The sequence below is a fragment of the Rhodocista pekingensis genome (assembly GCF_042665545.1).
GTDB classification, from domain to species: Bacteria; Pseudomonadota; Alphaproteobacteria; order Azospirillales; family Azospirillaceae; genus Rhodocista; species Rhodocista pekingensis.
Genome location: NZ_JBHTCM010000010.1, coordinates 610606 through 634683 on the forward strand (window position 1 = coordinate 610606; position 24078 = coordinate 634683).

Below are 24078 nucleotides of genomic sequence, written 5' to 3' on the forward strand. Positions count from 1 at the left end.
CGGCCGCCATACTGTCATGCCGCGCGGGCGGCGGGGACCCGCCAGGGCGCCACGCCCAGCAAGGCGAGCATGCGGTCCAGCGCCGCGTCGAAGGGCAACGCCTCCACCGCCGCCAGCGGCCGCAGCACCTCGCAGGCGCGCAGCAGGGCCGCCCGCTCCGCCGCCACCTTGGCCGCCAGAGCGGCCGCCAGCGTCCCGCCGGTCCCGCGCCCGGCCCGGCGCCGGGACAGGAGGTGCCGCACGCAGCGGTCGGGCGGGGTGTCGAGCCGCAGCACATGCAGCGGATGCCGCGCCGCCAGCGCGCTGCTGAGCCGCCAGTCCGCGCTCAGCGCCAGCCCCTCCAGCAGCACGTCGTCCCCGTCCGCGGCCCGCTCCCCGGCCAGCCGCAGGGCCTCCGGCAGGCCGCCGTCGCGGGCCGGGATGGTGTCGCAGCCGCCGCAGGTTCCCCCGTACTGGCCCAGCACCACCAGGGGCCGGCCGCCGGCCGGATGCGCCAGTCGGTAGGCGAAGGGCCGAGCCCGGCCGGGGCGGAACAGCGGCTCGGCCCGTCCCGGCCCCTGCCAGTCATAGGCGGCGAGGACACGGCGGACGATCTCGGTCTTGCCCGACCCGGCGGTACCCCGCGGATTGACGATCAGGCCCATACGGCTCCCTCCCGTGCTGGCGTCGCAGGGGGGCAGTGGACCACCGATCCAGGGCACGGTGAACGCCAATCGCAAGCGGCGGCGGGAAAATCCCGAGCGGGCCGGAGACCTGCGGCGGAACCGCGAAGCGGCCGGGATCAGAGGAAGCTGTAGGGGTCGATGTCCACCTGGACACGGACGCCGGGGGGAACCTCCACCGCCGCCAGCCAGTCGGCGACGATCGGCTGCAAGGCCAGCCCCTTGGGGCCGCGCAGCAGCAGCCGGCGCCGGTGCCGGCCGCGCAGGATCGCCAGCGGCGCCGGCGCAGGCCCCAGCACCGTCAGCTCCGGCCGGTCGTGCGGCGCGGCGCGGCCCAGGCGCAGGGCCGCCTGCTCCACCGTCCGCTCGTCCTCGCCCGAGACGATCAGGGCCGCCAGCCGGCCATAGGGCGGCATCTCCGTCTGCCGCCGGGCGTCGGCCTCGTTCGCCAGGAAGGCGTCGCGGTCGTGCGCCGCCAGCGCCCGCATGACCGGGGTATCCGGCATGTGGGTCTGGAGGAAGACCCGGCCCGGCCGGCTCTCGCGCCCGGCGCGGCCGGCGACCTGATGCAGGAGCTGGAACGTCCGCTCCCCCGCCCGCAGGTCGCCGCCGGAGAGGCCGAGATCGGCATCCACCACCCCGACCAGGGTGAGCAGCGGGAAATGGTGGCCCTTGGCCATCACCTGGGTGCCGATCAGCAGGTCGATCTCGTGCGCCTTGACCCGATCCACCATCTCCTGCATCGCCCGCGGCCCCAGCAGCGTGTCGGAGGTGAGGACGGCCACACGGGCGTCGGGGAACAGCTCAGCCACCTCCTCCGCCACCCGCTCCACCCCCGGCCCGCAGGCGACGAAGGACCCTTCGGCCCCGCACTGCGGGCATTCGTCGGGCAGCCGGGCGGTGTAGCCGCAATGATGGCACTGCAAGCGCCGGCTCAGCCGGTGCTCCACCAGCCAGGCGGTGCAGTTCGGGCATTGCAGCCGGTGGCCGCAGGCGCGGCAGAGGGTCAGGGGCGCATAGCCGCGGCGGTTCAGGAACAGCATCGCCTGCTCGCCCGCCGCCAGCGTCTCCGTGAGGGCGTCGCGCAGGACGGGCGACAGCCAGTGCCGCGGCGGCGGCGCCGCATCGGGCCGGCGCAGGTCGATCAGGGTGACCTCCGGCAGTTCGGCGCCGCCGTGCCGGTCGGGCAGGTCGATGCGGCCGTAGCGCCCGGCCTCGGCATTCGCCAGCGTCTCCAGCGACGGGGTGGCGGAGACCAGCACGATGGGGATGCGGCCCAGATGCGCCCGCGCCACCGCCATGTCGCGGGCATGGTAGATGACCCCCTCCTCCTGCTTGAAGGCGGGCTCGTGCTCCTCGTCCACGACGATCAGGCCCAGGTCCGGATAGGGCAGGAACAGGGCGGAGCGGGCACCGACCACCACCCGCACCTCGCCCGAGGCGACCGCCCGCCAGGTGTTCCGGCGCAAGGGCGGCGGCAGGTCGGAATGCCATTCCGCCGGCCGCGCGCCGAAGCGGCGGGCGAAGCGGTCCAGCGCCTGCGGCGACAGCGCGATCTCCGGCAGCAGCACCAGGACCTGCCGCCCGGCCCTGAGCGCCGCGGCGACCGCCTCGAAATAGACCTCCGTCTTGCCCGAGCCGGTGACCCCGTCCAGCAGCGTGGCGGAATAGGCCCCGGCCGCCACCGTCTCCCGCAGCGCCTCCGCCGCGGCGGCCTGCGGCGGCGACAGGACGGGGCCGGGCAGCGCCCCGTCCGGCACGGCGAAGCGCGGCCCGCTGCGCAGCGGCACCGGCAGCAGCACGCCGGCATCGGCCATGGCGCGCACCACCGCGGGCGTGCAGCCGGCCTCGGCCGCCAGTTCCGCCGCCGGCCGCGGCGGCCCGTCGGCCAGCAGGTCCAGGATGCGGCGGCGCTGCGGCGACAGCTTGAAGCCGTCCGGCGGGTCGCCCTCCGCCCGCCGGTAGCCGGTCAGCACCCGCGGCCCCTCCAGCGCGGCGGAGACACTGACCGCCATGCGCAGCACGGTCCCCGGCGCCGTCATGGTGTAGGCCGCGACCCAGTCCACGAACCGGCGTGACACCTCCGGCATCGGCGGCAGGTCGAACCGGCGCAGCACGGGCTTCAGCTTCGCGTCCGGCACCGCACCGGGGGCGGCGGGATCGCCCTCCCCCCAGACGACGCCGAAGACCCGGCGTGGCCCCAGCGGCACCTCGACATAGCTGCCGGGCGGCAGGTCCAGGCCGGCGGGGGCGCCGTAGTCGAAGGGTTCCGGGAACGGCAGCGGCAGCAGCACGCGCACGCGCCGCGCCGCCTGAACGGGACGCGCGTCCTCCGACTCCAGCCTGAACTCCGCCGCCTCCGGCACCCCGACCTCCGCACCCGCGATGCCCCGGTGTTAGCACCCCGGCGCTGGAAAGCGGAAGCGGCGGCCCTCGGGGGACAGGGGAAACGGGGGCCGCCGTGTCACTCGGCAGCGTCCGGGGCGGCAGCGTCCGGGGCGGCAGCGTCCGGGGCGGCAGCGTCCGGGGCGGCAGCGTCCGGGGCGGCAGCGTCCGGGGCGGCAGCGTCCGGGGCGGCAGCGCGGGCGAAGGCGCGGCGGGTGCCGTCCGGGTCCTGCCCGATCACCTTGAGGTAGGCGCGGGCGGGGCCGTCGGGTTCCGCCGTCCCCTGTTCCCACTGCCGCAGGGTCCAGACGCTGAGGCCGTAGGCGCGGGCGAAGGCCGTCTGGCTCAGGCCGAGCCGGGCGCGCAGGGCCTTCAGGTCGGGATAGGCCCGCCGCACGGCGAAGCCGGCCGGGTCCGCATCGCCGAGGTCGGGAGCGGTCTCCGGGTCGTCGGCGATCTGCCGGCGGATGTCCGCGTCGTCGGTCGCGTCCATCCGGGCGCGGTCGTCGGGCTCTGCCCGGAGCGCATCCTCAAGGGAAAAACGCGGCATAGAGCCTCCTTTCCTTCCGGCTGGCCATCCGAGCGGAGATGATCCACCGGAACGGTCCGGCATCGGCATCGGACCGCCATGTGTAGACGACAGCCAGGGTATCGGCACCGACGCGACCCAGCGCCACCAGACGCTCCTCGCCATACTCGAAGCGCCGGTCCGCCTTCTCGATCGTATGGCCGGCGAAGATGCGGGCGGCATACAGAAAACCGAAGCCCCGCCCCCGCACAAGGCGCCATAGCGTTATAACCTACATCCCCTCCGGCCGTGGCTGTCGCCGGCGGGCCACAGGGATGCGGCGACGGTGCCGCGGCGGTGGCGGGCACGGGGCGGCTCGGCTATGGTGCGGCCCGGCGGCGGTCCCGGCAGCGGGGCCGCCGTCGCGGTCCGGACGCCGGGGCATCGTGCCGCCCCGCCGACCGGAGGGGGAGGCAGGACGCCGGCGGCCCGTGGCCGGCCGGACAGGAACCAGGACCGCGCCAGGATCAGGACCAAGCCGGGATCAGAACCGCGTCAGGATCAGAACCGCGCAAACCGCAGGACAGCGCCACCATGAAGTTCTTCGTCGATACCGCCGACCTCGCCGAAATCCGCGATCTGGCCGCCACCGGCCTGCTGGACGGGGTGACCACCAACCCCAGTCTGGTCGCGAAGACCGGCCGCCCCTTCCTGGATCTGGTGGCGGAGATCTGCGACGTGGTCAGCGGCCCGGTCAGCGCCGAGGTCGCCGCCACCGACTTCGAGACCATGCTGAAGGAAGGCCGCCATCTGGCGCGCATCGCGCCGAACGTGGCGGTGAAGGTGCCGCTCACCCCGGCCGGGCTGAAGGTCTGTCGCACGCTGGCGAACGAGGGCACGATGGTGAACGTCACCCTCTGCTTCTCGGCGGCGCAGGCGATCCTGGCGGCCAAGGCCGGGGCGGCCTTCGTCTCCCCCTTCGTCGGGCGGCTGGACGACATCGGCCAGACCGGCCTGAACCTGATCGCCGAGATCGTCGAGATCTACGACCGCTATCCCGCCTTCACCACCGAGGTGCTGGTCGCCAGCATCCGCAACCCGACGCACGTCACCGAATCGGCCCGCCTGGGCGCCCATGTGGCGACCATGCCGCCGGCGGTGATCCGCCAGCTCTTCGGCCATCCGCTGACGGACAAGGGCCTCGCCCAGTTCGTCGCCGACTGGCAGAAGACCGGGCAGAACATCCTGGAGCAGGCGATCCCCGACCGCAGCGGGAACGCGGCGTGACCGCGGCAGCCCGAAGCGGCAGAGGCTGACGGGCAGAGGCTGACGGGCAGAGACAGACCTGGACAGAGACGGGCCTGGACAGAGACGGAACGGGGCAGGGCGAGGACGCACGCATGGGCCGAGAGCACATCACCCGCCCGCTGGGCGAGGATCTGACGGCGGAGGATGTGGCCGCCTATCTGCGTGAGCACCCGGACTTCCTGGTGCAGCATCCCGACCTGATCGGGCATCTGACCCCGCCCACGGCCCAGCGGGGCGAAGGCGTGGCCGACATGCAGTTCTTCATGCTGCAACGGCTGCGCGGGGAGGTCGGCCGGCTGAGCGACCAGCAGCGGGAACTGATCGCCACCTCCCGCGCCAACCTGAACAACCAGAACCGCGTGCATGCGGCGGCGCTGTTCCTGCTGGACGCCTCCAGCTTCGAGCACCTGATCCAGACCATCACGACCGATCTGGCCGTGCTGCTGGACCTGGACGTCGCGGCGCTTGCCGTGGAGTCGCAGGTGGCGGAGATCGGCCTCGTCTCCCGCACCGGCCTGAAGCTGCTGGAGGCCGGCGACATTAGCATCATCCTGGGGCGGCGCGACGTGCTGCTGCGCGACAATGTCGTGGGCGCGCCGGAGATCTACGGCCCCGCCGCCGCCCTGGTTCGGTCGGAGGCGCTGGTCCGGCTGCGCCTCTCCGGCGACGGTCCGCAGGGCCTGCTCGCCTTCGGCAGCCGCGAGCCGGACATGTTCCACCCCGGCCAGGGGACGGAGCTTCTCACCTTCCTGGCCCGGGTGATGGAGCGCTGCATCCGCTCCTGGCTGGACCTGCCGCGGTAGCGGGATGGCCGGCGGCGTCCACAGCCTGGGTTTCGCCTGCCAGCCGGACGCGGCCGAGGCGCTGGAGCGCTGGGGCCGCTGGCTGGAGCATGAGCGCGGCGCCTCGGCCCACACGCTGCGCAGCTACCGCGCCGATCTGGCCGGGTTCCTGGCCTTCGTCACAGAGCACCGGGGAAGACCGCCCGGCCTGAACGACCTGGGCGCGCTGGGCCTCGGCGATTTCCGGGCCTGGCTGGCCGCCCGTGCCGACGACGGGGCCGGGGCGGCGACCCGGTCGCGCGGCGTGTCCGGCGTGCGCAGCTTCTTCCGCTGGGCCGACCGCAGCGGCCTCCTGCACAACCCCGCCATCGCCCTGCTGACGGCGCCCAAGGCCAGGCGCCCCCTGCCCCGCCCGCTGGCGGCGGACGACGCCGCCCTGCTGCTGGAGGAGGCCGCCACCGTGCCGGAGGCGCCCTGGATCGGGCTGCGCGACCGGGCGCTGTTCACCCTGCTCTACGGCTGCGGCCTGCGCATCTCCGAGGCGATCGGGCTGAACCGCGGCGACCTGCCGGCCGGGGCCGCCAGCGTCCGCGTCCTGGGCAAGGGCGGCAAGCAGCGGGACGTGCCCGTGCTGCCGGCGGTGGGCGAGGCCGTCGCCGCCTATCTGGCGGCCGTCCCCTGGGGCGGCGGGCGCGATGCACCCCTGTTCGTCGGCGCCAAGGGCGACCGGCTGAGCCCCGACGTGGCGCGCCGGCAGATGCGGCACCTGCGGGCGTTGCTGGGCCTGCCCGACAGCGCCACGCCGCACGCGCTCCGCCACAGCTTCGCCACCCACCTGCTGGGCGGCGGGGCGGACCTGCGCGCCATCCAGGACCTGCTGGGCCATGCCAGCCTGAGCACGACCCAGCGCTACACCGACGTGGATGCGGAGCACCTGCTGTCCGTCTACGAAACCGCCCACCCGCGCGCTCGGCGGTAGGGCCACCAGCCGGGCGGTCTGTATGCGATGCTCTTCCCCCGGCTTCGCAGCCAGGGATCTGGGCGCTAAGGTGGAGGCATGCATCTTTTCCGCACGCTTCCCGCACCTTGGCCCGAGCCTCGCCGATGACGGATTCCAACGGGCCGGAGTCGCCGGAGCTTGAAGCAGATACGCATAATGCGTACTTTCATGGGGTCTGGTCGGTCCGGATCGTCATTGAGGCCGATGACTTCTTCGACCAGGGGCAGCACCCGGGAACCTTCGTCTTCTACGTGGACCTCTGGAAGGAAGGACAGCTCTGGGGACGGCTGGACGTCATAACGACCCCGCTGGTCCGGGGCAGTGAGGTCCGGCTGCTGGATACCCATGTGCATGGGCTTTCCAGGGGTGGGCTGGGCCGTGACGGCATAAACGCCATCTGCTGGGCAATCCTGGAGGATTTCGGCTGTGACTCGCTTGTCGTTGAAGGAGGCGTACGCACGACGGGAGCCAATCCAGGGCATCGCCCAGAACCCTTCCGGTTCCCCCATGGCCCTGGTTCTGCGATGCGTCGGGCCGGTTTCCGAGCCCGTCACGCTGGCCCGGCTGCTTGTCCGGAACGGTCTGCGCCTGACCAAGGCGCATGAGGTGCTGAACAGCGTCACGGCCGGTCGGACGGTGGCAGTCGAACTGCCCCGCGTCGAGGATGCCGCGGCCCTCGTGGACTCCCTGCGGGGACTGGGCGTCGCCGCGGTCCGGCGGACAGCCCCTCCCGCCCCCGATGTCCGGCGGGTCCGCGAAAGGCTGGGCCTGACCCAGCGCGAATTCGCGGCGACCTTCGGGATCGAGCTTGGCACCCTGCGGAACTGGGAGCAGAACCGCAATCCGCCGGACGCGCCCGGACGTCTGCTGCTGCGCGTCCTGGAGCGGCATCCCGAGATCGTCGCGGAAGCAGCCGAGGAGACGGCGGCCGACGCCTGACGCGCGACCGCCGCCTGAGGCTTTCTGTCCTCAGATGTGGAGCGGCATCCTGGTCTGGCGGCTGGTCTGCGAGGGCGTGATCGTCCTGTTCAGCATTCATGAGCGACTGGGCGACATCAGGACCGCCCTGACCCAGCCCCGGTAAAGCCGCCCCCTCTGCCAGGGGCGGCCGTAGCGGGCCTGCACAGCGTCGGGCCGGGAGGCGTCGCCACGGCCGGACGCCATCGCGGCGCCCACGGCCGGACTTGCCGGAACTACGGGCTGCCCGTATCCTTGGCCCTGATCACTGCGGGTCCGACCTCCGACGGATGGTTCCCTTCGATCCCGGAAAGAACGACAGGAACATCGTCCGTCACGGCCTTCCTCTGACGTTCGGGGCCAGGGTGCTGTCGGACCCCGGTCTGGTCGAGGCCGTCGACGACAGAATGGACTATGGCGAAACCCGGTGGAATGCCCTGGGAATGGTCGAGGGGACCGTCTACGTCCTGACCTATGCCGACCGCGCGGCGGGTCCGCATTTCATTTCCGTCCGGCGGGCGGACCGCCGCGAGACGGACAGCTACTTCGCCGCACAAGGCTGCCACCGATGACGACAGAGCCCGAAGACCTGCCCCTCAGCCCGGCCACCCTGGCCGACCTCCGGCATCCGCCGCTCGCCAGAAGGGCGCGGCTCAGGGCCGGGCTGGGCCAGCAGGCGTTCGCGGAGACCTATGGCATCCCGTTGGGCACCCTGCGCGACTGGGAGCAGGGGCGCAGCGCCCCGGACACGGCCGCCGCCTCCTACCTGCGCGCCATCGCCAACGATCCCCCGGCGGTCGCCGCGGCCTATGCCAAGGCGACCGCCGCCTGAGGCTCACCGCGCTCAGATGTGGATCGGCCGTCCGTCCACGGCGAGGCAGGCTTCCTTGATCGCCTCGGTCAGGGTCGGGTGGGCGTGGCTGGTGCGGGCCACGTCCTCGCTGCTGGCGCCGAATTCGAGGGCCAGGGCCAGTTCCTCGATCATGTCGCCGGCGTTGGCGCCGATGATGTGGGCGCCCAGCAGCTTGTCGGTCGTGGCATCGGCCAGCACCTTCACGAAGCCCTCGGTCACCTGCATGGCGCGGGCGCGGCCGTTGGCGGTGAAGGGGAACTTGCCGACCTTGTAGGCGATGCCGGCCTCCTTGAGCTGCTCCTCCGTCCGGCCGACGGCGGCGATCTCCGGCCATGTGTAGACCACGCCCGGGATGGCGTCGTAGTTGATGTGGCCGGACTGGCCCGCCATCACCTCGGCGGCGACCACGCCCTCCTCCTCCGCCTTGTGGGCCAGCATCGGGCCGGCGATGACATCGCCGATGGCCCAGATGCCGGGGACGTTGGTGCGGAAATGGTGGTCGGTGACGATGCGGCCGCGGTTGTCCAGCGCCACGCCCGCCTGCTCAAGCCCCAGCCCCTCCGTGTAGGGGCGGCGGCCGATGGCGACCAGCACGATGTCCGCCTCCAGCGTCGTCTCGCCACCGCCCTTGGCCGGTTCCAGCGTCAGGGTCACGCTCTCCGCGTTCATCCGCGCGCCGGTCACCTTGGTGCCCAGCTTGAAGGACAGGCCCTGCTTGCCGAGGATGCGCTGCGCGTGCTTGGAAACCTCGGCGTCCATGCCGGGCAGGATGCGGTCCAGGAACTCCACCACCGTGACCTGGGCGCCCAGCCGCTGCCAGACGGAGCCCAGCTCCAGCCCGATCACGCCGCCGCCGATCACGACCAGCCGGCCGGGCACCTTCTCCAGGTCCAGCGCCCCGGTGGAGCTGACGATCCGCTTCTCGTCGATCGTGACGCCGGGCAGCGGCATCACGTCGGAGCCGGTGGCGATCAGGATGTTCTTCGTCGTCAGCGTCTCGGCGGAACCGTCCGGCTTCACCACCTTCACCACGCCCGGCGCGTCGATGACGCCGCGGCCGTGGAAGCGCGCGACCTTGTTCTTCTTGAACAGGAACTGCACGCCTTCGACGTTCGACTGCACGACCTTGGTCTTGTGCGCCATCATGGCGGGGAGGTCCAGCTCCACCCCGGCGACCTTGACCCCGAAGCCGCCGAGGCCGTGCTTCGCCTCCTCGTACTTCTCGCTGGCGGTCAGCAGCGCCTTGGAGGGGATGCAGCCGATGTTCAGGCAGGTGCCGCCCAGGGTGTCCCGCATCTCCACGCAGGCGGTCTTCAGGCCGAGCTGGGCCGCGCGGATGGCAGCGACGTAGCCACCGGGACCGCTGCCGATGACGACGAGGTCGAACTGCATGTCAGCCATGGGGATCGTCCTTAGGATCGGGGAAACGGGGGATCGGGGGATGATGCCGGCCGCCGCCGCGGACGGGCAGGCGCGCGAAGAACGCGGAAAGAAACGGCGACCTTTATGGCAAGGCCGGGTACGGCTGTCCACAGCCCGGCCCGGCCGTTGCCGGTCCGAAAGGACAGGGTCCGGGCACGCGCGGGGCCGGACAGACCCCCACGGAAGGGTAGTGATACTTAAGGATGAGGTTGCCCCTTCCGTTCCCCCTGTACATATCAGCACAATCTGAAGCAGCATGGCGGGAGCCGGTCCGTCCGCCGGCGGGTGGCGGCGGGTGGCGGCGGGTGGCGGCGGGCGGCGGCGGTGGACAGGTGCGGTCGGGTGCAAGGGGCTAACGGATGGTAAACCGCTGCGCGGCTACCGTTCGCAGAAGGAAACAATCCGGACCGGCGGGCGCACCGGGCCGGACGGGCGGAGGGCCGGATGGCGTATGACGGGCAGACACCGCCGACAGCGCGGCAGGGGGCGGACGGCGTGGCCGGCGGACCGGGCAGCCGCGTGAGCGGGGCGGTCGCGGAGATCGCGCGCGACGTGGGCTCCCTGGGCGTCTCCATCGCCGACATCGCGGGCCATGTCGATGACGTCACCGCCCGGGTGGAGGAGCAGGACCGCGTCTTCCGCGAACTGCTGCGGGAAGCGCACGGCATGTCCGAGCGCAACCGGCGGGTGACGGAATCGACGCAGACGGCCCGCGCCGTCGCCGCCCGCGCCCGCGGCGAGGTGGAGAGCAGCCGCGACCAGGTGGACCGCGCCCTGGCCGACATCCGCGCCCTGACCGAAGCGGTGGCCGGGATCGAAAGCCAGCTCGCCGGGCTGGAAGGCGCGCTGGAGCGGGTCGGGCGCGTCGCCCAGGGCATCAACGCCATCGCCAAGCAGACCAACCTGCTGGCGCTCAACGCCACCATCGAGGCGGCGCGCGCCGGGGCCGCGGGCAAGGGCTTCGCCGTCGTCGCCTCTGAGGTCAAGGCCCTGGCCGCCAAGACGACCGAGGCGACGCAGGAGATCGACGCCACCCTGCGCCAGCTCACGGCGGAGGCGCGGGCGCTGATCACCCGCAGCGGCGACAGCGTGCAGCGCGCGGCGTCGGTCCGCAACGACACCAACCGGATCGGGGAGGTGATGCGGACCGTGGCCGACGCCATGGCCGAGGTGGACAGCGAGCAGGACCGGATCGACAGCGCCGCCCGCGCCATCGGCGACAGCATCGCCGCGGTGGAGGGCCGGATCGACGGGCTGGCCGGCGGCGTCAGCCAGACGGCGGCGAACCTGACCGGGGCGCGCGACCGGCTGAACGGCCTGCTGTCGGCCGGGGAGCGCCTGATCGGCGCCACCGCCGAGCTGGGTGTGGAGACGGTGGACACCCCCTATATCCGGGCAGCCCAGGAGACAGCGGCCCGCATCGCCCGCGCCTTCGAGGCGGAACTGGCGCGCGGCAGCGTGAGCGAGGCCGACCTGTTCGACCGCGATTACCGCCCTGTCGCCGGCAGCGACCCGCAGCAGGTGATGACCCGCTTCACCGCCCTGACCGACCGGCTGCTGCCGGACATCCAGGAGCCGGTGCTGTCGCTCTCCGACCGGGTGGTGTTCTGCGCCGCGGTGGACAGCAACGGCTACCTGCCCACCCACAACCGCCGCTTCAGCCAGCCGCAGCGGCCGGGCGAGCGCGACTGGAACATGGCGAACAGCCGCAACCGCCGCATCTTCAACGACCGCGTCGGGCTGGCGGCGGGCCGCAACACGCGGCCCTTCCTGGTGCAAGCCTACCGGCGCGACATGGGCGGCGGTGCGTTCGCCCTGATGAAGGACGTCTCCGCCCCCATCCTGGTCAACGGCCGCCACTGGGGCGGCGTGCGCATCGCCTACAAGGTCTGACGCGCGCCCGGCGGGGCGCACGCGCAGGGGCCTCAGCCGGCCAGGGTGGCGGCCGGCCGGGGCAGCGTCGCCAGCACGCCGTCGAGGGTGGCGAGCAGCTCCTCGACGAACGGGTCCAGGTGCAGCGAGGCGCCGACCTCCGCCGCTTCCTCCAGGCGGCGGGCAGACCCCGCCGCATCCCCCAGCCCCATCACGTCCAGCGTGCCGGCCAGACGGTGGGCGATCTCCACCACCCGGCGGCGGGCCCGGCGCTCCCAGGCCGCGGCCAGGGCCGCGCGGCCCTCGGTCAGCGATTCATGGGCCCGGGTCAGCATGGTGTCCACCGCCGCGTCCCCCAGCTCCCGGCGCAGGGCCTCCAGCCGGCCGGCCGGAAGGGCGGTCTGCGGCCGCGGGATCTCGTGCCCCCCGTCCGCGGCCGGGAGGCCGTCCCCGGCGGCCGGCGGAATCACCTCGGCCAGCTTGTGCAGCAGCACGTCGATGCGGATGGGCTTGGAGACGAAGCCCTGCATCCCCGCCTCGCGGCAGCGCGACACGGTTTCCGTCAGCACGCTGGCGGTCAGGGCCACGATCGGGGTCGTGGCCGCCGGCCCGTCCATGGCGCGGATGCGGGTCGCCACCTCCAGCCCGTCCATGCCGGGCATGCCGAGATCCATCAGGATGATGTCCACCCGCTCCCGCGCCAGAAGCTCCAGGGCCTTGGGGCCGCTCTCCACCTGCACCACGCGGAAACCGTGGCGCTCCAGGATCTGGCTGGCGACGAAACGGTTCACCGCCTCGTCCTCGACCAGCAGCACGGTGGGCGGCGCCGTCCAGACCGGCAGCGCCTCCTCCACCGGGCCGGTGCCGGCGACCGGCACGCCGGGGGCGAAGGGGATCTCCACATGGAAGCGGCTGCCGCGGCCGGGCTCCGACTCCGCCTCGATGCGACCGTCCATCAGGGCGGCCAGCCGGCGGCAGATGGTCAGGCCCAGGCCGGCACCGCCGAACCGGCGGGAGATCGAGCCGTCCGCCTGGGAGAACGCCTCGAAGATCGTGGCCAGCCGCTCGGCCGGAATGCCGATGCCGGTATCGGCCACCGTGAGCCGCACCAGGGTCCGGCCGTCGGCATCCGTGCCGGTCGGGGCGGCGGTCACGGTGATGCTGCCGCGCTCGGTGAACTTGATGGCGTTGCCGATCAGGTTCAGCAGGATCTGGCGCAGCCGGACCGGATCGCCGCGCACATGCCGCGGCACGCCGGGGGCGATCTCCAGCCCGATGCTGAGCCCCTTCTCCACCGCCGGCGGCGTCATCAGTTCCACGACGTCGCGCAGCCGGCGGTGCAGATCGACATCGCCGGTTTCCAGCGTCAACCGCCCGGCCTCGATCCGGGTCATGTCCAGGATGTCATCCAGCAGCGCCAGCAGCGACTGCCCGGCGCTGTCCATCACCGAGATGCAGCGGGTCTGGTGCTCGTCCAGCGCGGTCGTGCCCAGAATGTCCAGACTGCCCAGGATGGCGTTCACCGGGGTGCGGATCTCGTGGCTGACCGTGGCGAAGAACTCGCTCTTGGCCCGGGTGGCGAGCTGCGTCTCCTCGATGGAGCGTTCCAGGGCCCGCGCCTGCTCGCCCATGCGCTCCAGCAGGCGCAGGCAGGTCACCAGCACCCCGCTCATGGCGAACAGGGTGAAGGTGACGGGCACGGCGATGGCCAGCCATTCCTGGCCCGTGAGGTCGAACTCGCGCACATAGGCGGGCTGTTCGACCAGCATCGACAGGGCGTAGGCGGCATTCAGCAGGGCGATCATCGTCACCGACACCGCCTGCATCACCTCGCCGGCATTGCGCCGACCCTGCACCCAGAGCCGGGCGGTCGCGGGAAGCAGCAGCACCGCGACGGAGACCGCGGACATCACCTCCTGCAAGGCCGGGCTGCCCCGGACCATCACCACCCAGCCGATGCCGACGGCGGCGGACGCCCCCAGGAGCCAGTAGCGCGACAGCGCAGGCCCGCCGAAATAGCGGGCCGTGCCCAGCGCGAACAACCAGTAGCCGATCAGAAAGCACAGATCGGCGATCATCCCGGTCAGGATGAAGAGGATGCCCTCCTGCGGCCGGGCGACGACCCCCAGAGCCCAGCCGACGGCCGACAGGATCAGCGTCGCCGACCAGAACAGGGCATAGCGCTCCGGGCGGCAGTACCACCAGATCAGGGCGAGCAGGACGCCGGCCCCGAGCAGCGTCGAGCTGTTGATCGCAATGACGATATCAACCAGGCCCATGCGAATCCCCGACGCATCCGGCAGCAGGTCAGCTTAGGCCGAGCGGACACACCGCGCCAGCCCCCGTCCCGGTCCCGGCAGCCCTGCGGAGCCGGGCCGGCGGGGCCCCGACGCGAATACCCCGACGCGAATACCCCGACGCGCCCCCCCGACGCGAACGCCCCGCCGGAGACCGGCGGGGCGTGGATCAGGCGGTCAACCGCCGGAAGCCGTCTTCCGTCAGACGTCCAGCAGGATGCGCTCGGGATTCTCGATGCACTCCTTGACCCGCACCAGGAAGGTGACGGCCTCGCGGCCGTCGATGATGCGGTGGTCATAGGAGAGGGCGAGATACATCATCGGCCGCACCTCGACCTTGCCGTTGACCACGACGGCGCGGTCCATGGTCTTGTGCATGCCCAGGATGCCGGACTGCGGCGGATTGAGGATCGGCGTGGACATCAGCGAGCCGTACACGCCGCCGTTGGAGATGGTGAAGGTGCCGCCCGACAGGTCCTCGATGGACAGCTTGCCGTCGCGCGCCTTCTTCCCCAGCTCGGCGATCTTTCCCTCGACCCCGGCGAAGCCCAGCTTGTCGGCGTCGCGCACGACCGGCACGACCAGTCCCTGCGGGGTGCCGACGGCGACGCCGATGTCGTAGTAGTTCTTGTAGACCAGATCGCTGCCGTCGATCTCGGCATTGACGGCCGGGATCTCCTTCAGCGCCACGATGCAGGCCTTCACGAAGAAGGACATGAAGCCCAGCTTCACGCCGTGCTTCTTCTCGAAGGCGTCCTTCAACTGGGCGCGCATGGCGATCACGTTGGTCATGTCCACCTCGTTGAAGGTGGTCAGCATGGCCGCGGTGTCCTGCGCCTCCTTCAGACGCTCGGCGATGCGCTGGCGCAGGCGCGTCATGCGCACCCGCTCCTCCAGGTCGGCGCGCGGGCGCGGACCGGCGGGCGCGGCCGGCTTCGCCGCCGGGGCCGCGGGCGCGGGAGCCGGCGCGGCAGGGGCGGAAGCCGGGGCGGCCGCCGGGCGGGGCTGCTCCAGATGCTGGATCACGTCGCCCTTGGTGACGCGCCCGTCCTTGCCGGAGCCGGCGATCTTCCCGGCATCGACGCCGTGGTCGTCCGCCATCTTGCGCGCGGCCGGCATGACGCCTGCCGCAGCGGCGGCGGGAGCAGCCGCGGGCTGCGGGGCCGCCTGCGCCGGGGCGGCGGCCGGAGCCGCGGCGGGCTTCGCCGCACCGTCCGCGATGACGCCGAGAAGGGCGCCGACGCCGACCGTGGCGCCGTCCTCCGCCTGGATGTCGGTCAGGGTGCCGCCGGCGGGGGCGTTCACCTCCAGCGTCACCTTGTCGGTCTCAAGCTCCACCAGCGGCTCGTCGGCCTCTACCGTGTCGCCGATCTTCTTCATCCAGCGGGCCACGGTCGCTTCCGTGACCGATTCGCCGAGGGTGGGAACCTTGATTTCCGTCGCCATGGAACTGGCCTTCGATCCGTTTCTAGGTTGGTTGTCGTCCTGAGGCTGTGTCAGACGCTGAGCGCCTCGTCCAGCAGCTTCGCCTGTTCCTGATTGTGGCGCTTCAGCAGGCCGGTGGCGGGCGAGGCCGCCTCGGGCCGGCCCGCATATTTCGGCCGGCCGGCCTTGTGGCCGATCTCCGTCAGCACCCCTTCGATCCGGCGGTCCAGGAAGAACCAGGCCCCCATGTTCGCGGGCTCCTCCTGGCACCAGACGACGTCCGCGCCGGGATACTTCGCCAGGTGCGCCCCCAGCGACTTGGCCGGGAACGGGTAGAGCTGCTCGATGCGGACGAGGGCGACATCCTTGACCCCGCGGGCTTCCCGCTCCGCCAGCAGGTCGTAATAGACCTTGCCGGTGCAGAGCACCACCCGGCGCACCTTGCCCGCCTCCGCCAGATCCGGCGTCTCGTCGCCCAGGACGCGGTGGAACGTCTCGCTCCCCGAGAGCTGAGCGAGGGGCGAAACGCAGAGCTTGTGCCGCAGCAGCGACTTCGGCGTGACGATCACCAGCGGCTTGCGGAAGTCGCGGCGGACCTGCCGGCGCAGGGCGTGGAAGTAGTTGGCCGGGGTGGTCAGGTTGCAGACCTGCCAGTTGTCCTCGCCGGAGAGCTGGAGGAAGCGCTCCAGCCGGGCGGAGGAATGCTCCGGCCCCTGCCCCTCGTAGCCGTGCGGCAGCAGCATGACCAGCCCCGACATGCGCAGCCACTTGGACTCGCCCGAGCTGATGAACTGGTCGATGATGACCTGGGCGCCGTTGGCGAAGTCGCCGAACTGCGCCTCCCACAGGATCAGGGCGTGCGGTTCGGCCAGGCTGTAGCCGTACTCGAAGCCCAGCACGCCGGCTTCCGACAGCGGACTGTCATGCACGTCGTAATGGGCCTGGTCCGGGCGGATATGGTTCAGCGGGATGTACTTCGCCTCCGTCTCCTGATCGACCAGGACGGAGTGGCGCTGGGAGAAGGTGCCGCGGCCCACATCCTGGCCGGACAGGCGGACCGGCATGCCCTCGACCAGCAGCGTGCCGAAGGCCAGCGCCTCGGCCGTGGCCCAGTCGATGCCGTGGCCGCTCTCGATCATCTCCTGCTTGGCCTTGAGCTGGCGGACGATCTTGGAATTGACGTTGACGCCCTGCGGCACCCGGGAGATGGCGAGCCCGACCTCCTTCAGCACGTCCAGCGGCACCGCCGTCTCGCCGCGCCGGTCCTCGCCCGTGGCGGGGGACAGGCCGGCCCACTTGCCCTCCAGCCAGTCGGCCTTGTTCGGGCGGAAGGTGGTGGCCGCCTCGAACTCCTGCTCCAGCCGCTGCTGGAACTCCTGCACCATCCCGTCCACCTCGGGCTGGGAGATGACGCCCTCGGCCACGAGCTGGCGGCCGTACAGCTCCCGCGTCGTCGGGTGGTTGCGGATCTCCTTGTACATCAGGGGCTGCGTGAACGCCGGCTCGTCGCCCTCGTTATGGCCCTGGCGGCGGTAGCAGACGATGTCCACCACCACGTCCTTCAGGAACTTCTGGCGGAACTCGGTGGCGATGCGGGCGATGTGAACCACCGCCTCCGGATCGTCGCCGTTGACGTGGAAGATCGGCGCCTGGATCGACTTCGCCACCTCGGTCGGATAGGGACCGCCGCGGCCGTACTGCGGCGCCGTGGTAAAGCCAATCTGGTTGTTGATGATGAAGTGGATCACGCCGCCGGTGCGGTAGCCCTTCAGCTCCGACAGCAGCAGCGTCTCCGGCACCAGCCCCTGGCCGGCGAAGGCGGCGTCGCCGTGCAGCAGCACGCCCATCACTTCGCGCCGGCTCTCCTCGGTCGGCGGGATCTGGCCGGCGCGCTGGCACTGCTTGGCGCGCACGCGGCCGCAGACGACGGGGTTCACCGCCTCCAGATGCGAGGGGTTGGGCGACAGCGACAGGTGGATGGTGTTGCCGTCGAAGTCGCGGTCGCTGGAGGTGCCCAGGTGATACTTGACGTCGCCCGAGCCCTGCACGTCCTCCGGATGGGCGGCGTTGCCCTGGAACTCGCTGAACACGGCCTTGAACGGCTTGCCCATGACGTTGGTCAGCACGTTCAGCCGGCCGCGGTGGGCCATGCCCAGCACGATCTCCTTCAGGCCGAGCTGGCCGCCGCGCTTCATCACCTGTTCGAGGGCGGGCACCAGCACCTCGCCGCCCTCAAGTCCGAAGCGCTTGGTGCCGGTGTACTTCATCTGCAAGAAGCGCTCGAAGCCCTCGGCCGCGGTCAGCCGTTGCAGCATCGCCTTCTTGCCGTTGACGGTGAAGTCGGTCTGGTTGCGGATGCCCTCGATGCGCTCCTGGATCCAGGCCTTCTGCTCGGGGTCCTGGATGTGCATGAACTCGACGCCGACATGGCCGCAGTAGGTCGCCTGCACCACCTCGACGATCTGCCGGAGCGTCGCCGTCTCCATGCCCAGGACGTGGCCGATATAGATCGGCCGGTCGAGGTCGGCGTCGGTGAACCCGTAGGAGCGGTAGTCCAGCTCCGGATGGTCCTCCCGCTTCTCCAGGTGCAGCGGATCCAGCTTGGCCTGGAGATGGCCGCGCACCCGGTAGGTGCGGATCATCATCAGGGCGCGGATGCTGTCCTGCGTCGCCCGGCGCACCTGATCGACCGACAGGCCCGAGGCGGCCGAGCCCGCGGGCGCCGCCGCCGGAGCGGGGCGGGGCGGCCGGGCCGCCGGTTCGGTGTCGGAGGTGCCGATCACGCCGGCGTCGTTGCTGGACCAGCTCGCCCCCCGAAGCTCCGCCAGCAGTTCCCCCGCATCGTCGCCCAGTTCGGCGAAGAAGGACTGCCAGCTCGGGTCCACCGAGGACGGGTCCTTCTGGAACTGGGCATAGAGTTCAGCGATGAAAGTGGCGTTGGCGCCGAAGAGGAAGGAGTCGCGCTCGGACGGAGCGAAATCGAGAGGAGCCATTGGCTGACCGCGTGTGAGGGCCGCGACCGGAGCGGCGGCCGGAAGGGTGTTTCGGTTTTACGTCAAGCCTCGGGGGGCTTCAATACGTCGCAGGCCCCGGCAAGGGCCTGAACGCCAACGCTTATGGTCAGGTAGACAAGCATCCGCCTCCCGAAGCCGGCCGGCACCTCCCACAGATGGGCACGCCCGGCCCGTCCTCCAACTTTCCCAACACGACTCTGCCCTGGCTCCGCCCGGTCTGACGCGGCTCTGCGCCGCCCGCGGTGCCGCGCTGGACAGCGGGCCGCTCCTCGGCTGTCATCTTGCCGGGGCGGACCGTCCGTCCGCCAGCCTTTCCGAGGACCCGTCCATCATGCCGCGCCCCCCGCTTCCGCCCGCCCCGACGATCCGGCCCGCCGCGCGTCTGTCCGCTGCCCTTCTCTCCACGGCCCTGCTGCTGTCCGGCGCCGCCGCCGCCGAAGCGCCGGCCCGGGGGCCCACGGTGTCGGAGGTGATCGCCGCCGCGGCTCCCGGCGACTGGCGCGGCATCGACCCGGAGAGCACCCTGGTGATGGAGCTGGCCTCCGGCCCCGTGATCCTGGAGCTGGCGCCGGCGCTGGCGCCGCTGCATGGGGCGAACATCCGCGCCCTGGTGCGGGAGGGCTATTTCGACGGGCTGACGGTGGTGCGCGTGCAGGACAACTACGTCGCCCAGTGGGGCGACCCGGAGGAGGAGGACGGCCGCGGCTCCCGCCCGATCCGCACCGCCAAGGCCGCGCTGCCGCCGGAGTTCGTCGTCCGGGACGGCACCGCCCTGCCCTTCGACGCGATCCCGGGACCGGACGCCTATGCGCCGGAGACGGGCTTCGTCGGCGGCTTCCCGGCGGCGCGGAACCCGAAGACGGGCGAGGTCTGGGGCGCACACTGCTACGGCACCGTCGGCGTCTCGCGCGGGGACCCGGACAGCGGCAGCGGGGCCGGGCTCTATGCCGTGATCGGCCATGCGCCGCGCCATCTGGACCGCAACATCACCGTCGTCGGCCGGGTGCTGGAGGGGATCGAGCGCCTGAGTTCGCTGCCGCGCGGCACCGGCCCGCTGGGCTTCTACGAGACCGCGGCCGAGCGTGCGCCGATCCTGCGCGTCCGCCTTGTCGCGGACATGCCGGCGGCCGAACGGCCGGCGCTCCAGGTCCTGAAGACCGGCACGCCGACCTGGGACGCCTATGTCGATGCCCGGCGCAACCGGCGCGACCCCTGGTTCGTGGAGCCGGCGGGCGCGGCCGATGTCTGCAACACCCTGCCGCCGGTGCGCCGCGCGCCCTGAGCGGACCGGCAGAACGGAACGGGCTGGCGGGCGGCGGCGGCGCGACCTATGCTCGCCGTCCGTTTCCCGTTCCCGGTGATGTCCGACCCGCCATGCCGACCCCCGCCGATCTGTTCGCCGCCGCCGCCGCGGCCCGCGCCCGCTCCTACAGCCCCTATTCCCGCTTCAAGGTGGGCGCCGCCATCCGGGCCGAGGACGGCACCGTCCATGCCGGCTGCAACGTCGAGAACGCGGCCTACCCGCAGGGCCAGTGCGCCGAGGCGACGGCCATCGGCGCCATGGTGATGGCCGGGGCGAAGCGGATCGTGGAGATCGCCGTGGTCGGCGGCGACGCCGGATCGGGCCTGCTCTGCACGCCCTGCGGCGGCTGCCGCCAGCGCATCCGGGAGTTCGCCGGCCCCGACACGCCGATCCATGTCTTCGACGCGGGCGGAACGGGCCGCAGCTTCACCCTGGGGGAGCTGCTGCCGCACTCCTTCGGGCCGGACAATCTGGGCTTCTGACGGGACCCCGCCATGACCGACAGCACCACCCCGGCCGCCGGCCCCTCCCGTGACGACGACGCGGCGGTCGCCGCCCGCGCCCTGCCGCTGCTGGACCTGACCAGCCTGAACGACGGCGACGATGCCGATACCGTGGTCCACCTCTGCGACCGGGCGCAGAGCGCGGCCGGCCCGGTGGCCGCCGTCTGCATCTGGCCGCTCTGGGTCGCCATCGCGAAATCCAACCTGCGCGGCACCGGCATCCGGGTCGCCACCGTGGTGAACTTCCCCGGCGGCAGCTTCGCCCGCGAGCGGGTGCTGTACGAGATCGGCGAGGCCCTGGCCGACGGGGCGGACGAGATCGACGTGGTGATGAACTACGCCGACGTGATCCAGGGCAACGGCGCCCGCGCCGCGGCGGATCTGGCCGCCTACCGCGAGGCCTGCGGCGACACGACGATGAAGGTGATCCTGGAGACGGGATCGCTCGCCAAGCCGACCCTGATCGCCAAGGCCGCGGCCATCGCCGTGGAGGCGGGGGCCGACTTCCTGAAGACCTCCACCGGCAAGGTGCCGGTCGGCGCCACCCCCGGCGCCGCCCGCATCCTGCTGGAAGCCTGCCGCGACGCCGGCCGGCCGGTCGGCTTCAAGGCGTCCGGCGGGGTGCGCGACATCGCCGGGGCGCGGGAGTACCTGGCGCTTGCGGACGCCATCTGCGGTCCGGACTGGGCCGGCCCCGCGACCTTCCGCTTCGGCGCCTCCGGCCTGCTGGACGCGCTGCTGGCCGCCCTCGGCAAGGGTCCGGCCGGGCCGCGGTCCGGGTCCGGATACTGATCCGCCTCAGCCGCCGACCAGCAGCGCCACCGGCAGGGGCGACAGCAGCCGGCCCACGGGCAGGCGGCCGTCGCCCGGCACCGTAACCGTGCCCCCGGTCAGCAGGTCGCGCAGCTCCGTGACGCCGCCCGGATCGGGCAGGACCAGCACCGTGTCCGCCCACGCCTCCGCCGGGATGGCCGGCCGCTCCGCCCCCTGCCCCAGCAGCGGCAGCACCAGCCGCGGCGCCACCGTGAGGGCGACGCGCCCCTCCCGCCGGCGCAGGAAGGCCATGACCCGGTCGGCCTGCGGGCCGGCGGTCTCCACCGGCTGGTAGTCCCCCAGGGCGAACAGGGCCGGGTCGTCGCGGCGCAGCCGCAGCCCCGCAGCCCAGACATGCTGCTTGATGCGGCCGTCGCGCCAGTGCGCCAGAAGCTCCGCCGCGGGAGTGGCGGCGCGCAGGGAGGCGGCCAGCGCCGTCCAGTCGGGATCGCGCCGGTTGTCCGGATCGACCAGGGAGAAGTCCCAGTATTCCGTGCCCTGGTAGAGATCCGGCACGCCCGGGCCGGTCAGGGTCAGCAGCACCTGCGACAGGCCGTTGACGGCGCCGGCCGGGGCGATCAGGGCGACGAAACCGGCCATGTCCGCCAGAAAGGCCGCCGCGCGTTCCGGGTCCAGGATGGCACGCACGAAGCGTTCCAGCGCCTCCTCGTACTCGGTGTCGGGCATCGCCCAGTTGGAGCGGTACTTGGACTCGCGCACCGCTTTCAGCATGTAGCCGTGGACACGGTCGGCCAGCGCGCCCAGGCCCGGGGCGTCGTCGGGGCCGAGGTCCAGCGGCCAGGCCCCGGCCAGGGTCTGGTACAGCAGGTACTCGTCGTTGCGGCCGGGCGCCGGACGGCCTTCGATCTCCCGCTTCTTCATGCGGTTCATGCGGGACCAGCGGACCACCCGCCGACCCCATTCCTCCGGCAGCTCCGACAGCACGTCGATCCGCACCCGCGTGTCCGCGCCGCGCTTGTGGTCGTGGGTCGCCAGCGTCACGAGCTGGTGCGGCCAGCGCCGCAACCGCTCCTGGTTGGCGCGGTGGAAGGCGGCCGGGCTGACACCGAAGCGGTCGGGATCGCCGCCCACTTCGTTCAGCGAGACCAGCCGGACATGGCGGTAGAAGAAGGTATCCTCCACCGACTTCGCCATCACCGGGCCGGTGAGCTGCTGCGCCTTCATGGCGAAGCGGACCACGTCCTCGGCCCGGTAGCCGGGACGGCCGTCGCGGACGAGATCGGTGGTCAGCGCCGCGGCCACGAAATCGTAGACGGACAGGTCCACGGCCGCGGCGGCCGCCTTGCGGGCGCGGCCGACCGCCCAGTCGATGTAGCGCCGGTCCTCGTCCGCCACCTGCTCCCCGGTGACGTAGGTGCGGTAGACCTGGAACTGGGACACGACGTCGGTCAGGGCCCGGCGGATGCCGGTCAGGGTGTGGTCGCGGCTGGCCCAGCTCTGCTGGGCGATGCCGTGCAGCTCCCGCGCCAGCACGTTCAGCTCGGCCGACAGGTTGCGCGCCAGGATCAGCCGCTTGGCCTCCAGCAGCATCTCGTCATAGGGCGCCTCGCGCCCCAGGAACTGCTCGTAGGTCTCCGTCAGGGCCGCTTCCGCCGCGGGATCGACGAAGAGGCCGGCGGCCATCACCATGTACTCGTAGCCGGTGGTGCCCGCCACCGGCCACTCCTCCCGCAGGTGTTCGTGGCGGGCCAGGATCTTCTCCACCACCACGTAGAGCGGTTCGGACAGACGTGCCGCCCCGGAACCGGCCGGAGCCGCGGCACCGGGCCGGTCGGTCAGGTAGGCGGCGCGGGTCTGGAGCTGCTCGCAGTAGGCGCGGGGATCGTAGAGCCCGTCGATATGGTCGATGCGCAGGCCCTGGAGCTTGCCGTCACCGATCAGCCGGAAGACGAGCTGGTGGCTCAGCTCGAACAGGTCGGGCCGTTCCATGCGCAGCCCGGCCAGCTCGTTGACGTCGAAGAAGCGGCGGTAGTTGATCTCGTCCGCCGCCACCCGCCAGAAGGCGACGCGGTAGGACTGCCGCTCCAGCAGTCCGTGCAGCTCCCGGAAGCTGGCCGGATCGTCCAGGCTGCCGTTGATCTGCGCGACGGCGCCGTCGAGGGCGGTGCGGACGGGGGCGCTCTCCTCCACCAGCCGGGCGAGGCGGCGCTTCAGCTCGTCCGCCTCCCGCCGCAGCAGCGCCTGGCGCTGCACGGACGGCCCGCCCGTGTCGAGCGCGGCGAAGGCGGTCGCCAGTTCGCCCAGGCGCTGGCGGTCGTCGCCGGCCTCCACCGTTTCCGCCGCAAGGCGCAGCAGGCGCGGATACTCCTTCAGGCAGAGCGGGAAACGGTGGGCGAAGTAGCGCACGCTGAAGGCGCCGTCGGCCAGCGTCAGCACCAGCTCGCCGCGCTCCAGCACGGCACCGTACTGGTCGCCCAGCACGGGCAGCAGCAGCCGGCCGTCGGCCCCGGCCTCCCAGTTGATGTCGAAGAAGGGCGCGTAGGGGCTGGCCCGGCCCCATTCCAGCACGTCCAGCCACCAGGGATTGTCGTCGCCGCCCACCCCCATGTGGTTCGGCACGAAGTCCAGGATCAGCCCCATGCCGTGCGCGTGCAGCGCCGCCACCAGGGCATCGAAGGCGGCCTCGTCCCCGATCTCCGGGTTCAGGGCGGCGTGGTCGATGATGTCGTAGCCGTGCGCCGAGCCGGAGCGGGCGCGCAGGAAGGGGGAGGCGTAGACATGGCTGATCCCCAGGTCCGCGAAATAGGGGACCAGGGCGCGCACGGCATCGAAGCCGAAGCCGGCGCGCAGTTGCAGCCGCACCGTGGCGCGCGGCACGGCGGGAATGGGCGGCGGCAGGGTCTGCGCGTCGGCCGTGGTCATGTTGCCTCCGGAGGCGTCGGGTCGGATCAGGAAACGCCGGAGCCGCCGGAAAGGTCGCCCGCCGCGGACGGGGATTCGGGAGCGGTGCGGA

The 24078-nt window shown here is 72.2% G+C and carries 19 protein-coding genes; 10 read left to right on the forward strand and 9 right to left on the reverse strand.

Annotated features, from left to right (window positions below):
* Positions 1 to 14: 14 nt before the first annotated feature.
* The 4 genes from ACFQPS_RS11130 to ACFQPS_RS11145 form a co-directional block, all read right to left on the reverse strand.
* A complete protein-coding gene (locus tag ACFQPS_RS11130) occupies positions 15 to 644 on the reverse strand; it encodes a hypothetical protein (RefSeq protein WP_377358977.1) in 630 nt (209 codons plus the stop codon).
* Positions 645 to 781: 137 nt separating this feature from the next.
* Positions 782 to 3028, reverse strand: a complete 2247-nt coding sequence (locus tag ACFQPS_RS11135; RefSeq protein ID WP_417715185.1) for a primosomal protein N' — start codon at positions 3026 to 3028, stop codon at positions 782 to 784.
* A 98-nt stretch (positions 3029 to 3126) separates the two neighbouring features.
* Complete coding sequence (locus tag ACFQPS_RS11140) at positions 3127 to 3597, reverse strand: helix-turn-helix domain-containing protein (protein ID WP_377358978.1); 471 nt, start codon at positions 3595 to 3597, stop codon at positions 3127 to 3129.
* Positions 3578 to 3826, reverse strand: a complete 249-nt coding sequence (locus tag ACFQPS_RS11145; protein WP_377358980.1) for a BrnT family toxin — start codon at positions 3824 to 3826, stop codon at positions 3578 to 3580. The genes ACFQPS_RS11140 and ACFQPS_RS11145 overlap by 20 nt, the downstream gene beginning before the upstream one ends.
* A gap of 323 nt (positions 3827 to 4149) precedes the next feature.
* On the opposite strand from ACFQPS_RS11145, the gene fsa reads away from it, so the two are divergent.
* The 6 genes from fsa to ACFQPS_RS11175 all read left to right on the forward strand — a co-directional run bounded on the left by fsa (position 4150) and on the right by ACFQPS_RS11175 (position 8434).
* Entirely contained in the window at positions 4150 to 4842 is a 693-nt protein-coding gene (fsa, locus tag ACFQPS_RS11150) for a fructose-6-phosphate aldolase (RefSeq protein WP_377358982.1), read from the forward strand.
* 113 nt (positions 4843 to 4955) lie between these two features.
* Complete coding sequence (locus ACFQPS_RS11155; protein WP_377358984.1) at positions 4956 to 5666, forward strand: DUF484 family protein; 711 nt, start codon at positions 4956 to 4958, stop codon at positions 5664 to 5666.
* A 4-nt stretch (positions 5667 to 5670) separates the two neighbouring features.
* Positions 5671 to 6624, forward strand: coding sequence for a tyrosine recombinase XerC (locus ACFQPS_RS11160; RefSeq protein ID WP_377358986.1), 954 nt, complete (start codon positions 5671 to 5673; stop codon positions 6622 to 6624).
* Positions 6625 to 7152: 528 nt separating this feature from the next.
* Positions 7153 to 7584, forward strand: a complete 432-nt coding sequence (locus tag ACFQPS_RS11165; protein ID WP_049766690.1) for a helix-turn-helix domain-containing protein — start codon at positions 7153 to 7155, stop codon at positions 7582 to 7584.
* Positions 7585 to 7892: 308 nt separating this feature from the next.
* Positions 7893 to 8174: a BrnT family toxin gene (locus tag ACFQPS_RS11170; protein ID WP_377358989.1), complete on the forward strand. Its 282-nt coding sequence runs from the start codon at positions 7893 to 7895 to the stop codon at positions 8172 to 8174.
* Positions 8171 to 8434, forward strand: a complete 264-nt coding sequence (locus ACFQPS_RS11175) for a helix-turn-helix domain-containing protein (RefSeq protein ID WP_377358990.1) — start codon at positions 8171 to 8173, stop codon at positions 8432 to 8434. Before ACFQPS_RS11170 ends, ACFQPS_RS11175 begins: the two co-directional genes overlap by 4 nt.
* A 12-nt stretch (positions 8435 to 8446) precedes the next feature.
* Here ACFQPS_RS11175 and lpdA read toward each other — a convergent pair whose 3' ends face one another.
* On the reverse strand, positions 8447 to 9856 hold the full coding sequence (gene lpdA, locus ACFQPS_RS11180) for a dihydrolipoyl dehydrogenase (RefSeq protein WP_377358992.1): 1410 nt from the start codon (positions 9854 to 9856) through the stop codon (positions 8447 to 8449).
* Between the two features lie 465 nt (positions 9857 to 10321).
* Between lpdA and ACFQPS_RS11185 the strand changes: the two genes are divergently transcribed.
* Positions 10322 to 11770: a methyl-accepting chemotaxis protein gene (locus ACFQPS_RS11185; RefSeq protein WP_377358994.1), complete on the forward strand. Its 1449-nt coding sequence runs from the start codon at positions 10322 to 10324 to the stop codon at positions 11768 to 11770.
* Positions 11771 to 11802: 32 nt separating this feature from the next.
* Here ACFQPS_RS11185 and ACFQPS_RS11190 read toward each other — a convergent pair whose 3' ends face one another.
* From ACFQPS_RS11190 to ACFQPS_RS11200, 3 genes are all read right to left on the reverse strand, one after another.
* Positions 11803 to 14028 carry an ATP-binding protein gene (locus tag ACFQPS_RS11190; RefSeq protein WP_377358995.1) on the reverse strand — a complete coding sequence of 742 codons (2226 nt, stop codon included), beginning with the start codon at positions 14026 to 14028 and terminating at the stop codon, positions 11803 to 11805.
* A 219-nt stretch (positions 14029 to 14247) separates the two neighbouring features.
* Entirely contained in the window at positions 14248 to 15492 is a 1245-nt protein-coding gene (gene odhB, locus ACFQPS_RS11195) for a 2-oxoglutarate dehydrogenase complex dihydrolipoyllysine-residue succinyltransferase (protein ID WP_377358996.1), read from the reverse strand.
* Between the two features lie 50 nt (positions 15493 to 15542).
* Complete coding sequence (locus ACFQPS_RS11200) at positions 15543 to 18464, reverse strand: 2-oxoglutarate dehydrogenase E1 component (protein ID WP_377358997.1); 2922 nt, start codon at positions 18462 to 18464, stop codon at positions 15543 to 15545.
* A 352-nt stretch (positions 18465 to 18816) separates the two neighbouring features.
* Here ACFQPS_RS11200 and ACFQPS_RS11205 point away from each other — a divergent pair, with 352 nt between their 5' ends.
* The 3 genes from ACFQPS_RS11205 to deoC all read left to right on the forward strand — a co-directional run bounded on the left by ACFQPS_RS11205 (position 18817) and on the right by deoC (position 21083).
* On the forward strand, positions 18817 to 19767 hold the full coding sequence (locus tag ACFQPS_RS11205; RefSeq protein WP_377358999.1) for a peptidylprolyl isomerase: 951 nt from the start codon (positions 18817 to 18819) through the stop codon (positions 19765 to 19767).
* 92 nt (positions 19768 to 19859) lie between these two features.
* On the forward strand, positions 19860 to 20270 hold the full coding sequence (cdd, locus tag ACFQPS_RS11210) for a cytidine deaminase (RefSeq protein ID WP_377359000.1): 411 nt from the start codon (positions 19860 to 19862) through the stop codon (positions 20268 to 20270).
* Between the two features lie 12 nt (positions 20271 to 20282).
* Positions 20283 to 21083 (forward strand): deoxyribose-phosphate aldolase, encoded by an 801-nt coding sequence (gene deoC, locus ACFQPS_RS11215; RefSeq protein WP_377359002.1) that lies wholly within the window; start codon positions 20283 to 20285, stop codon positions 21081 to 21083.
* Positions 21084 to 21089: 6 nt separating this feature from the next.
* Here deoC and treY read toward each other — a convergent pair whose 3' ends face one another.
* Positions 21090 to 23987: a malto-oligosyltrehalose synthase gene (gene treY / locus ACFQPS_RS11220; protein WP_377359004.1), complete on the reverse strand. Its 2898-nt coding sequence runs from the start codon at positions 23985 to 23987 to the stop codon at positions 21090 to 21092.
* Positions 23988 to 24078: the final 91 nt, after the last annotated feature.